Raw genomic sequence first — 12,705 nt, forward strand, 5'->3', positions numbered from 1 at the left:
CAATGCTTTTTAAGCAATTTGATTCGGTCAGTAGGGTAGTGCGGTTGGTTGGATTTAAGCTCTTAGGCCTAAACGCTTTTCGGTGATGTCGGTTGCGCTGATGACGTCGACTTGTTTTTCCAACTGTTTCGTCAATAATTCAGCTGCATCCAAGGTATCGAAGTTGATGCCGACTGTGATCAAAGATACGTCATAATCTTCCGTCCCTGTCAGCGTTAAGGTATCGATATTGTATTGCGGCTTCAGGATAACTTGCGTGATACGGTTCAATACGCCGGGTTTATTCACGACTTTGGCTTGGATTAATCTTAGCATCATCCTACACACCTTCCATTTCATTATTTGGCCTGCCTGAAGCAACCATAGGGTATACCAATTCATCTTTGGAAATCAGGATATCCAAGACATAAGGACCAGGATAATTCAAGGCTGTCTGGATCGCTTCATCCACTTTATCGGGATCGGATACCCTCGCAGCTGTGATACCGTAAGCATCAGCAAGTTTAACAAAATCAGGTGAATCCGGAATCTCGGAATGAGAGTAGCGGCCTTTGTAAAATTTGTTCTGCCATTGATGAACCATGCCCAGTACTTCATTATTCAGAATAAAGTACTTCACATTCAACCTGTTGGCATTCAGGATCGCCAATTCTTGGTTGGTCATCTGGAAGCCGCCGTCTCCGACAAAGCAGACAACCGTTTTGTCAGGATAGGCCATTTGAGCGCCGATCGCTGCCGGAATGCCGAAGCCCATCGTTCCCAAGCCGCCGCTTGTCAGCAATTGTTTGCCGTACTTGAACGGGTAATATTGAGCCGCCCACATCTGATGTTGGCCAACGTCGGTAACAACAATGGCTTCACCTTGAGTCAATTCACCGACTTGCTCGATTACATGTTGCGGTTTGATGAACGTATCGGATTTTTCGTAACGGAAAGGGTGTTGCTTTTTGTTGTCCATAACGTGATTGAACCAAACCGAGTGATCAGGCACTTCTGCCAGCTTCGTATCATTCAGCATCAGCAACGCCAATTTGGCATCAGACAATACTGGGATATCAGTGTGCATGATCTTGCCGATTTCGGCATTATCGATGTCAACATGGACAATGACAGCCTCCGGGGCAAAATTGGTTGGATCGCTTGCGACACGGTCATCGAAACGTGCGCCGAAGTTGAGAAGCAAGTCGCACTCCATCAAAGCCATATTTGAGGCGTAGGAGCCGTGCATGCCGCCCATACCTAACGCAAGCTCATGTTTGACGGGGAAGCTTCCCAGACCCAACAACGTGTTCACAACGGGAATTTGGTAGTATTCCGCAAAAGCCAACAGTTCTTTCTCAGCTTGTGCGTGAATAACGCCTTGACCGGCCAAAATGATTGGTTTTTTGCTGGCTGCAATCGCTTCGTTCACTTTTGCGACCTGTTCCGGTACGGGCAAACATTCCGGATTGTAGCCCGGCAGGTTTCTTACTGGACCGATATTTTCTGTGCAGTCTTCACATTCCACTTCCTGGACACCGATATTTTTCGGGATATCGATGACAACCGGTCCTTTTCTGCCTGTATTCGCCAGGTAGAAAGCTTCGTGGATGATGCGCGGGATATCTTTGGCATCACGCACTTGATAGTTGTATTTTGTAACAGGTGTGGTCATGCCAATCATGTCAGTTTCCTGGAAAGCGTCTTTACCGATGCCTGCCTCATGCACTTGGCCAGTGATCACAATCAATGGAATGGAATCCATTTGAGCGGTCGCGATTCCGGTCAAAGCATTCGTTGCGCCGGGTCCGCTTGTAACGATACAGACGCCAGGTTTGCCGGTAGCACGGGCATAACCGTCAGCTGCATGGACCGCGCCTTGCTCGTGTCTCGTCAAAACATGATTCGATTCGGATTTGTAGAATTCATCATAGATGTGCAGGACAGCGCCGCCTGGGTAACCAAACAGAACTTCGACACCTTCATTTTTCAACGCTTCAACAAGAAGGGTTACGCCTTTTTTTGTTTTAGTTTTCATTTCGGATTCCATTTTTATCTCCCCATTTCTCGTTTTTCCTATGACTGTCCGCAATATGAATAAAAAAAAGCATCCTCATCAGTCAATGATGGGATGCTTCATCCCATTTGATTACCACAAATAGGACTTAAACAATCTGTAAAAAATTTCTACAGTGTTTAACTCCTAGATCATTAAGACGATAATAATGTTTAGTGGATTCATCGTTTTCATATGGGATACCTGATTTCTATATGGATTTGTTATTGCTTAAGTGATTGATATAATCATATAAGATTTACATTAGAGTGTCAACGGTAATTTTCATATTATTTTCACTTATTTCTAATAATTGTCCAAAATGAACGTGCCGGACGATTTTTTTGTGCGCTTCACCGGCTTGACAAAAAGTCCTGCAACTCTGGCAGCTGCCTTTCCGCGGCCCTTTCGGCATACTGATAATAAGCATCCAGACGCTGCACGTTCCGTTCCATCCTGCCTATGGAAAGCTGGTCAGGCGCAATGACAAATGCCTTGTTCTCATGTTCCAATTGCTCGATCAACGCCATCGATTGGTTGTAGGCGATATGCCGCTGTTCGATGGCTGCAACAACTTCGGGATAAGCCCGCAGATGGCGCCGGATGATGGCGCTGAAGCGCTGCTTTTCCTTGATATAGCCACGCGGCCGCGTAAGCAGAATCACGTGCTTTTGGTTGCCGTCAGCGATCGCTTTTTCAATCGGAAGCGAGTCGACGATACCGCCGTCCAGATAGTATTTGCCATTGATTTGGGTTGGGGGCATCAGCAAAGGTACAGTGGATGATGCCCTGATTTTGAGACCCAATTCTGCACTGGTTGCGATGTCATCCTTATCGAAATAAACAGGTTTTGCGGTTTCCATATCCGTGACAACGATTTTCATGGAAGTTGGATTTTGCTTGAATGTCTCGAATTGAAAGGGGATATCGGTCGTGATTGCATCCTCATAAATATATTTGGTATTGAAATAACCTTGTCCGTTGAGCAAATATTTCATTCCCGAAAAGGCCGGATTGGCGGCGATATCAACAAATGAAGCTTTCGTGCGGGTCAGGTCCCGGCTGACATAATTGATGCCATTGGCCGATCCGGAAGAGACACCTATGACATAATCCAAGTAGATTTCTTGACGCAGCAAAGTGCTGATGATTCCTGCGCAAAAGACGCCCCGCATGGCGCCTCCTTCTATGATTAAGGATACTTTTTCTTTATTCTGTTCCATACATTTTCCACCTCACTCTATAGTATAGATGACATTGCGGTGTGATGCGATGCTTTTCTCATTATTTTGTTGCGCAGGGCACACGATGACGAAAGCCTTTTCCGGATGGGGCAAATGTGGTATATTCGCAATAAAGATACCTAATGACCACAAAACTATAGATGGGGTGATGGAATGATCAGATTCGACCACGTGAACGTCATTCGCGAAAAACGGAAAATTTTGAACGACATCAATTGGCACGCCAAAAAAGGCGAGCATTGGGCCATACTCGGCTTGAACGGCTCCGGCAAGACAACCTTGCTGCAACTCTTGAACGGCTATCTGTGGCCCAGCAGCGGCAAACTGGTCGTGTTGGGCGAGACTTTCGGGCAGACGGCCATCCCCGAGTTGCGCAAACGGATAGGCTGGGTCAGCTCGGCCCTGCAGCAACAGCTGAATCCCAACGACATCGCCGAACACATCGTCTTGAGCGGGAAATTCGCTTCGATAGGCGTCTGGACCATCCCGACTGAAGCTGAAAAACAACAGGCGCTGGAGCTCTTGATCAAATGCGGCGGCAAAGAATTGATCGGGTTTCGCTACGGCATCCTGTCCCAAGGGCAACAGCAGATCATACTGATCGCCCGCGCTTTGATGGCTGAACCGGAAATACTGATTTTGGACGAGCCCTGCAATGGCCTGGACCTATTCGCAAAAGAAAAACTTCTGGAGGATATCCAGCGAATCGCCGATGAGCCTGAAGGGCCAACGATGATCTATGTCAGCCACCACACCGAGGAAATCCTGCCTTGCTTCAAGAAACTGATGCTGCTGAAGGACGGTTCCATCCATAAGACCGGCAAAACTGTGGACTTGCTGAAAGAGGATATCCTGAATGATTTTTATGCTAAGCCGGTGCAGGTAGTTTCCATGTCCAAGAACAGGCTGGCGGTCTTTCCGAAATGAAGCATTGATAAAACCAGAACTGCAACCCAATCGACGGGTTGCGGTTCTGGTTTTTTGGTTTGGACATATGATTGTATGCTCTGAGGCTCAAATTTGGTTGTGGAATCCCCCACCAAAATGGGTTTGGCGGGGGATCTCGCGTGGTCCGCGGACATTTTTTCCCCGCCAAGGTCGTTTTGGCGGGTTTTCAGACTGTGATTTGAACTGGTTTTCCCCGTCAAAAGGGTTTTGACGGGTTATTTCTGGGCATTAATGGTCAATTCCCAAATAGAAGGGACTGTTTCACTACTGGTCGATCCCCAGGAACTGGGCTTCATACAAGCGGCGGTAGGTTCCGTCCTGAGCCAACAATTCCTTGTGTGATCCCTGTTCGGAAATCCCTTGTTCATCGACGACGATGATCCGATCGGCATGCTTGATGGTCGTCAAACGGTGCGCGATGATCAATGTCGTCCGACCTTTAGATAAGTTATCCAAGGATTCCTGGATGACTTGTTCGGTTTCGGTATCCAACGCGGAAGTCGCCTCATCCAAAATCAGGATCGGCGGATTTTTCAGGAACATGCGCGCAATCGAAAGCCGCTGCTTTTGCCCACCGGATAATTTGACCCCGCGCTCTCCGATCATCGTATCGAATCCAAGCGGCATCTCTGCGATGACCTTGTCGAGATTGGCCATCCGGACGGCTTGTTCGATTTCGGCATCGCTCGCACCCAATTTACCGTAGGCGATGTTGTCCCTGACGGTTCCCGGGAAGAGGAAGACATCCTGCTGCACGACGCCGATTTGGTTGCGCAAAGAACGCAGCGTCAAATCCTGGATGTTGATGCCGTCGACAGTGATGGTCCCTTCCGTGGCCTCGTAAAAGCGGGGAAGGAGGTTGCATAAGGTCGTTTTCCCCGCGCCGCTTGGACCGACGAAAGCGACAGTTTCGCCAGCGCGGATCTTCAGATTGATCCTGTCCAATACTTTTTTGGAACCGTCATAGCCGAACGACACTTGGCTATAGATGATATCCCCTTTCAGATGGCTCACTTCGATGGCACCGGGTTTGTCCAGAATATCCGGCGTGCGGTCCAACTCTTCGGTGAAGCGTCTGAAGCCGGCGATGCCTTTCGGATAGCTTTCGATCATCGTGTTCACTTTTTCGATCGGCCGCACAAAAATGTTGGACAAGAGGATGAACCCGACGAACTCGCCGTAGGAAAGTTGGCCTTGGATCGTATAGTAGGCGCCGAAGAACAACGCAAACAGGTTGATCAACCGGATCAGCAGATAGTTATAGGAAGAACTGATGCCCATCATTTTGTAGAAGGCCATCTTGGAACGGCGATAGGCTTGATTCAGCCCTTCGAACCGTTTCGCTTCATAGGCTTCGTTCGCGAAAGCCTGCACGACACGGATGCCGCTGACCGACGCTTCGATACCTGCGCTGAATTCACCCAGATCTTCAAAAATGCGGGTATTGATCTTCGTCATTTTCTTGTTGAAAAATACGAGCGCGATCGTGATGAAAGGAATCATGACGAAAGTGGCGATCGCCAGCGGCACATGAATCTGCAGCATCAACAGGAAGGATCCCAACAAGGTGATGATGGTGATGAAAATATCCTCAGGGCCGTGATGCGCTACTTCGGAGATTTCGAACAGATCCGTCGTCAGCCGCGCCATCAATTTGCCGGTCTGTTGGTCATCATAGTAGCTGAAAGGCTGCTTCTGCATATGGCCATAAAGTTCACGGCGCATATCGGTCTCGATGTTGACCCCGAGCACGTGACCGAAATAAACGACGATATATTGCATCGCAGTGTTGACGATGTACAAAACCAACAACCCCAGCGAAACCAAGAGAATCAAATTCCACTGCCCGGAAGGCAAAATGGAATCAATGACGCTGTTGACAACGACCGGGAAAGAAAGTTCCAGGACAGCCGCCAAAATAGCGCAACAAAAATCAAGCAAAAACAGATGCTTGTAGGGTTTATAATAGCTGAAAAAACGTTTAAGCATAGGTACCGTTGCCATAAATCTAGCTAAATCTAGTTTATGTTTGCTTCCCTGTTCTTCGTGCCCGATTTGGTCCTGACGGACTACTTTCGTTTGCTGCAGCACTCCGAGGGCGTAAATTCCGATGCAACGAATCGTACATATCCGAGTTACCGTTAGACTGCTTGGTAATCCCTCAGATTGTAGCTTGCGTTCAGATCTCTATCGCAATGGTGGCCGCAGGTACAGTGATAGACCCTGTCGCTGCGTTTCAGGTCCTTTTTGAGCGTTCCGCAGTTGTTGCACAACTTGGAGCTCGGGAACCACTGGTCCGCTTCCACAAAGGCAATGCCATGCAGTTCGCATTTGTATAGCAGGCATTGCTTGAAGAAAGAGAGTTTCTGATTTGCGACCGCCTTTGCCATATGCTTGTCCTTCATCATGCCGCGGATGTTCAGCGTTTCCATCACAATGCGGGAGGGTTTGGATTTCACGATCTCCGCCGTTGCTTGATGGACATGATTGGTTCGGATGTTGGCCAAGCGTCGGTGTTGTTTTCGGATTTTACCTTCTAGTTTTAGGAGATGTTTAGATTTAGGCATTCCTTTCTTGTATTTTTTACTTGCATACCTCTGCAATCTCTTGAGGCGTTTCTCCGCTTTCCTCACGGCGGCTGTTTTGTTGATGTTGTTGTAAAAAACGCCATCGGAGGTGACAGCCAACTCCTTGATGCCGACATCCACCCCGACAACCCTATTGTCCAATTCGACGATAGTCGGAGTCACTTCGACGCCGACCGTCAAATACCAATATTTGCCGTCGAACTTGATGCGCGGGTTGTAGTATTTGCAGGCCACGGGCAACGGTTCATTGGTTTTTATCCAACCAATCTTTTCCAACAAGACGCGGTTGCCTTTCACTTTCAGCTTGACGCAGTCATTGTAGAAACTCGGTGTGGAGCGGCGTTTGGTCTTGAAGCGAGGATGCTGGGCTTGCCCATTGAAGAAGGCTTTATAGGCCTTGCAGGCATCCTTGACCGCCTGTTTGACGACATTGTTGGAGACCTCATTCAGCCAGGCGTATTTTTTGCGCTTCTTCATCTTGGTGATGTGCTTGCGCAGGACATTGTCGCTGATGAACGTCCCGCCGAAGCGGTGGTTCATTTCCTGCATTCGGATTGTGTAGTTGTAGGCCCAGCGAGCAACGCCAGCTGCTTGGCAGAGTTTGGAAGTTTCGTCTGTAATAATCAAACGGACCTTCTTAGTCAGCATCATTTCGAGTCATCCCTTTCTATACGCAAAGTATAGAGGAAACGGGATCAAAAAAAAAGATTTGCATGCATTTGAGAAGATTTTTATTAACTGTTAGAAGCCTCTTCTAAAATCATCCAAATATAGTTATAACATAGATTCATGGAATGAGGTATCGATACGCTCCTTTAAAATACTGCAGACTTCCGGAAAAAGTATATTTGAATAATGTTGCTTAACATTCGTATAGTGTTACAATTATATTAAAATAAATATTCCTTGATTGGCGTACTCCAGAATGCTCGGTAATTGATATTCAGTGTATAAGATGCAGGACTCAATCAATGGGCGATACTACAGGCACAGAAACATTTGCTTAATCAATTGGGTAATCCGTAGGTGTTTATATAGAAGGATGCTTAGGATCACAATTCGAAAATTGGAGGAGTAAGAGAATGAGAAAATGGAGAACAATTGCAGTATCGATGCTGTCACTAGCTTTATTAGCCGGCTGTAGTGGCGCAAAACCTGAATCAACGGTAGAGGAGTTTTTCACGGCCGGGCAACAACTTGATACCGAAGCTATGGCAGCTGCAGTCCTTTCTACGAATGAGGAAGAAGTGACGGATCCGGAAGAACTGCTGACCGATGAATCGAATGAATATCTACTGGAATATTTCAAAACCAACGCTGAGAAAATGACTTATGAAGTAACAGGAAGTGAAATTGACGGTGACAAAGCGGTCGTGACTATGAACGCGAAATATATTGATGGTGCACCATTGATTAAAGCAACAATCAGTTCCGCATTAATGAAAATGTTACCTTTGGCATTCAGTGGTACGGAAATGACCGAAGAGGAAACGAATCAGATGTTTGCTGATACGATGAAGGAACAGGCAGAGATTGTTTCGGAAACGTTCAAAGAAGAAACATTGAAAATCGATTTAGTTAAAGAAGACAACGAGTGGTATATCACGGAAATTACTGATGAAATGATGGATGTGGTCATGTCGGGCTTTATGTCACTCAGCACCGAACTGGAGGGTGCTTTTGAGGAAACCGAGCCAGTCGATGAAACCAGCACAGAAGATTCTACTATCGAGTCCTCTGCAGCCGGAAAAAGAAGCAATCCAGTGCCTTTAGGTCAAGCCATTGAAATTCCGGTTGAGTATTCCAATGAGGATTGGACGGAGAATTATGAAGGAACCATTTCCCTTCAGATCAATGGCGTCACAAAAGGGCAGGCTGCCATGGACACCCTAATGGCTGAAAACCAATTCAATGAAGCACCACCAGAAGGCATGGAATGGGTCATTTTTGATGTAACGATGAAATTGTTGGATGGAAATCAAGACACACCTTATACAACCTCACCGGCGTTCGACATTATTTCCTCTTCTGGCAGCGAGATAGCGCAAGATACCTATGGGACTCTGGATGGGAACGAATTTAACTACAACGATATTTTCCCAGGGGCAGAGGTTTCAGGCCGAGTCGTGAAATACGCTCCGATGGGAGACAATTTCCTGATTTCCTATGATGAAAATTATTCGGCAGCTTTCTACTTCCGTGCACAATAAAGGAAATAATTATGAGCCAATATGAAAAAATTAAAAAGATTGAAGCATCTGTTGGTGGCTATTTTGGTGGTTTTTACCAAGTAGAGGTAGATTTGGAGAATAATTTGGTCAGCTGGACTCATGGCGGCGAAGGCGAACTTGAAGAAACAGTTCATAGAAACATTCGCTTAACCACTGTAAAAAAATTCCTTGAACAGCTGGAAACAATAAATTTGTTGAATTGGGAAGCCAAATTTATCGACCCAGGTGTCCTCGATGGAACACAATGGCATGTTGAAATAGTGATGGACGGCCATACAATTACAAAGCATGGAAGCAACTGTTACCCTGAGCAATGGAGGGAATTCCGAAAGACCATCTCTAAAATCGTGAGAAAGCCATTCAGGTAAGTTTAAGATGTGAATCAAACATTCAACTATTTCCAGATCTATTCTCTGAGATGGCATAATAAATGAAGGGCTGTTTCAAAATTAATTTGTGAGGAGAGTTGCATCATGAAAAAACTAAAGAAAATGATAGTGCCAATACTTTCTATATGGTTTGTTTTGACAGTCGGATTTTTGATACTTAATAAAACTGAAATAATCGGCATCCAAACTAATAAATCCTCAGAAACAGCTTTAACGCAGGAGAAACTAGTGGAGCTGTCAGAATTGGCAACACTAAAGTATGAATACAGTAATGTAATCATAAGCCGCACAGATAGGACTATACCAGTACCCGTATTTCCTGATTTTAATTTTGCAGAGGCAATCAAATTAATCGAATATTCTGGATATCTAAAGGCCGGAACAGATTTTTCTAAGGTTAAACCATCGTATGATGAAGTTTCCAAACGATTATTGGTCAAAGTGCCGAAATCCTATATACTCGATAATGTTGTTGAGACCGAAAAAACGAAAGTGGAAGATGTCAAAGGAAATATATTTTCGGATTATCCCACTCAGACCATCATTGACGAAATAAATGCTCATAAAAAACAACTTGAAGAAGAAAAAATTAACAATGGCTTTTTAGAAGAGGCAGACAAAAGAGCAGAGTTATTGTTGATTTCTCATTATAGCTCCAATGGTTACGATGATGTTATAATTGAGTTCTATTAAAACTATTACTGGTAAGAATCACCGCCGAGCGGGTACTCTTTTTATGTTGAAAAACCACACAAATAGGGACTTTCTCAAAGTCAATTTCAATTGACTTTGAGAAAGTCCCTTCTTGCTTGTTGGATTTATTTATCTTCCGAATGGCGTTCGCCGACTTGGAAATCGTCAGCATTTTCGAACATGTATTTCACTGTGATGGCTTCTTCACCTGTCAGCTGTTTGAAGTCATCCGTGAAGTTGTCCATTTTGCCCAAGCGGATTGCTTCCCCGAAAGTGACCATGCCTTCAGAAGAGAAGGGTGCTTCGGATTCTTTTTTGAATTGGCCTTCAGTCGTTCTTGGCACGCCCATTGCGTCAAAGATGGCGTAGTTTTCTTCATCGGAGATGGCTTGATAAGTGACGTTGTTGCCGGTCGCTGCGTTCCCGTAATTCACGAAGTCGGTGATGGTCATCAATTCAGGTCCGTTGATGTTCAACACTGCATCGTGGTATTTATCAGTGGCCAATGCATGCGCAACGGCTTTGGCGCAATCCTTACGGGAAATGTAGGCCATTTTGCCGTCACCTTGGTTATTCTGCATAACCCCGCCCATTTTTACGAAGGTGAAGTAGTTGGTGACCATGGCTTCGGCATATTGTGAGTTGCGCAGGAAAATATGATCCATGCCGACTTCATTGATATAGTCCTCTGTGAAGATGTGGTCGATTTTTTCGACGCTCGGGTTGGATTCGTCAGCCGCATTGACCAATGAAGTGTAGATGATCTGCTGAACGCCGACTTCTTTGGCGGCATCGACAACGTTTTTATGTGCGTTTTGACGTTTTGCGCCGACGAAAGGCATCGAAATCAGCGCGACTTTATCGGCATTGGCGAAGGCCTCAGCCAAGCCGCCCTTATGATTGAAATTTGTGACATGTGTTTCAATCCCTAGGTCTGCATATTTCTTTAGAGCAGCCTCGCTGTATGCGCAGAAAATCAGTTGGTCTTTTTCGACTAAATCCAAAAGGTATTCCGCTGATTGATTTCCAAGGTTACCGTCCACGCCTGTCAATAATAATTTACCCATATTTGTATCGTCTCCTGTCTGTTTTAACTATCTTCATGATATGTGAAACAAAGATCAAACTCCAATACAAAAAGCGAATGGGTTATCCGGAAATCGAATAATGCGCTCTAATGGAACGGATCAGCGCTTGGATACTTGGCTTTGCATTGACGGATAAATATCCCAAGGCAATCACGAATGTATGGAAGGAGCCTTCAATCGGGATCATGCGGATTTCATCGGAAAGGAAATTCAGATTGTAGTTATCCGGAAAGAAGCCGATCAGGTTTTCGGTCCGAATCGCGAACAATTCGGTTTCGACATCGTCCACTGTTTTGGCGATCTGTGGCTGGTAGCCGTCTTTTTGTGCATGCTGCAGCATCAGATCGTATGACACGCCGATGACGGAAGGATCCAGCATGACTAGGGGATGCTGATATAGTTCAGCAAGGGTAACTGTATCTTTATCAAATAAGGTATGGTTTGCACTGACAACGGCTTGGTATTTGCCGGCGTACAAAGGCACCGTCGTGATGTCTTTTTTGCCTTCGAATTCGGAGTCGAAAGCGATGGCTACATCATAGATACCTTTCACGAGATAGTCGGAAATGTTCTTCAAAAGCACCTTGTTCAGGTTCAGTTCGACGAGCGGGTTTTCTTTCCGGAAATCCGGGATGACGGAAAGAAGCGTCTGGATATCTGTCATGGCTGAATATTCGATCGATAAGGTTTCCCGCTGTTTGCTCTGGAAATTGCGCATTTTCTGCTGCATACTCTGGTATTGCTTCCAGATTACCAGCGCTTCTTCATAGAAAAGCTGGCCGGCTTCCGTTGGCTCGATCGGCGTTCTTTTGCGGTTGATCAACTGAATCTGGAACGTCTCTTCCAATGAAGCGATAGTCTGGCTGATGGTTGTCTGTGACACATAGTTCCGTTTGGCTGTCTCCGTGAAACTGCGGCAGTCCACCAGGTCAATGTAGTATTTGATTTTTTCGATGTTGATGCGGTTCGCCTCCAATCAATAATACTTCTGTCTGTAAAGTACCATATCCTACTGTTAAGAGGCAATCAGAGATTTTGACAGAATTGTTTCACGAATTCGAGGCTGGATGGAAGTGTATAGACATATTTATTTCAACTAAAGCTTTTCGACTGTCATTTTTGGATGAATGGCATATACTAGCGTTAGTTATGGTAGTGCCAAAAATTCTATGGAAACTGCCCCAAATAACGAGGTGATGTGAAAAACCAAGTCCTGCTATTCAAAGTTTGGTGAAACAAACACTCTTGACAACCGAGCCAATGGTTTTTTCCTTTGCCGTCAAGGGCGACGGTATACAAAAGGAGCAGCACAAAGTAGCCCTTGGCTCAGAAAATTTTAAACCATTGGCCATTCGGATTGTCAAGAGTACGCTCCGCTGTTTGTTTAGTTAATTGGTTCTCTTTTTTTAGAGGGCTCAGGTGCCAAAAGTTAAGGGGTTTGGTCCATCAGCCAATCTTGTGATAAAGAGATTAATTTTGTCCATTTAGC

At 45.6% G+C, this 12,705-nt stretch carries 11 protein-coding genes; 4 read left to right on the top strand and 7 right to left on the bottom strand.

Features of this window, described 5'->3' with window-relative positions:
- Positions 1–54: 54 nt before the first annotated feature.
- The 3 genes from ilvN to BMZ71_RS06780 all read right to left on the bottom strand — a co-directional run bounded on the left by ilvN (position 55) and on the right by BMZ71_RS06780 (position 3,258).
- Positions 55–318, bottom strand: coding sequence for an acetolactate synthase small subunit (gene ilvN / locus BMZ71_RS06770; protein ID WP_086627981.1), 264 nt, complete (start codon positions 316–318; stop codon positions 55–57).
- Position 319: 1 nt separating this feature from the next.
- Positions 320–2,029: a biosynthetic-type acetolactate synthase large subunit gene (gene ilvB / locus BMZ71_RS06775; RefSeq protein ID WP_086989125.1), complete on the bottom strand. Its 1,710-nt coding sequence runs from the start codon at positions 2,027–2,029 to the stop codon at positions 320–322.
- Positions 2,030–2,388: 359 nt separating this feature from the next.
- Positions 2,389–3,258, bottom strand: a complete 870-nt coding sequence (locus BMZ71_RS06780; protein WP_086989126.1) for a patatin-like phospholipase family protein — start codon at positions 3,256–3,258, stop codon at positions 2,389–2,391.
- A 174-nt stretch (positions 3,259–3,432) separates the two neighbouring features.
- On the opposite strand from BMZ71_RS06780, the gene BMZ71_RS06785 reads away from it, so the two are divergent.
- Complete coding sequence (locus BMZ71_RS06785) at positions 3,433–4,206, top strand: ABC transporter ATP-binding protein (protein ID WP_086989127.1); 774 nt, start codon at positions 3,433–3,435, stop codon at positions 4,204–4,206.
- Positions 4,207–4,491: 285 nt separating this feature from the next.
- Here BMZ71_RS06785 and BMZ71_RS06790 read toward each other — a convergent pair whose 3' ends face one another.
- On the bottom strand, positions 4,492–6,216 hold the full coding sequence (locus tag BMZ71_RS06790) for an ABC transporter ATP-binding protein (protein WP_086989135.1): 1,725 nt from the start codon (positions 6,214–6,216) through the stop codon (positions 4,492–4,494).
- Between the two features lie 152 nt (positions 6,217–6,368).
- A complete protein-coding gene (locus BMZ71_RS06795) occupies positions 6,369–7,466 on the bottom strand; it encodes an RNA-guided endonuclease InsQ/TnpB family protein (protein WP_086989128.1) in 1,098 nt (365 codons plus the stop codon).
- Between the two features lie 431 nt (positions 7,467–7,897).
- Here BMZ71_RS06795 and BMZ71_RS06800 point away from each other — a divergent pair, with 431 nt between their 5' ends.
- The 3 genes from BMZ71_RS06800 to BMZ71_RS06810 all read left to right on the top strand — a co-directional run bounded on the left by BMZ71_RS06800 (position 7,898) and on the right by BMZ71_RS06810 (position 10,128).
- Positions 7,898–9,025 carry a hypothetical protein gene (locus BMZ71_RS06800; RefSeq protein WP_086989129.1) on the top strand — a complete coding sequence of 376 codons (1,128 nt, stop codon included), beginning with the start codon at positions 7,898–7,900 and terminating at the stop codon, positions 9,023–9,025.
- An 11-nt stretch (positions 9,026–9,036) separates the two neighbouring features.
- Positions 9,037–9,414 carry a hypothetical protein gene (locus BMZ71_RS06805; protein ID WP_086989130.1) on the top strand — a complete coding sequence of 126 codons (378 nt, stop codon included), beginning with the start codon at positions 9,037–9,039 and terminating at the stop codon, positions 9,412–9,414.
- A gap of 105 nt (positions 9,415–9,519) precedes the next feature.
- Entirely contained in the window at positions 9,520–10,128 is a 609-nt protein-coding gene (locus BMZ71_RS06810) for a DUF4230 domain-containing protein (RefSeq protein ID WP_086989131.1), read from the top strand.
- 125 nt (positions 10,129–10,253) lie between these two features.
- On the opposite strand, the gene BMZ71_RS06815 is transcribed toward BMZ71_RS06810, so the two are convergent.
- Positions 10,254–11,195: an NmrA family NAD(P)-binding protein gene (locus tag BMZ71_RS06815; RefSeq protein WP_086989132.1), complete on the bottom strand. Its 942-nt coding sequence runs from the start codon at positions 11,193–11,195 to the stop codon at positions 10,254–10,256.
- An 82-nt stretch (positions 11,196–11,277) separates the two neighbouring features.
- Entirely contained in the window at positions 11,278–12,192 is a 915-nt protein-coding gene (locus BMZ71_RS06820) for a LysR family transcriptional regulator (protein WP_218142780.1), read from the bottom strand.
- Between the last annotated feature and the right edge of the window lie 513 nt (positions 12,193–12,705).

It is taken from the genome of Trichococcus flocculiformis, from assembly GCF_900113645.1.
Taxonomy (GTDB): Bacteria; Bacillota; Bacilli; order Lactobacillales; family Aerococcaceae; genus Trichococcus; species Trichococcus flocculiformis.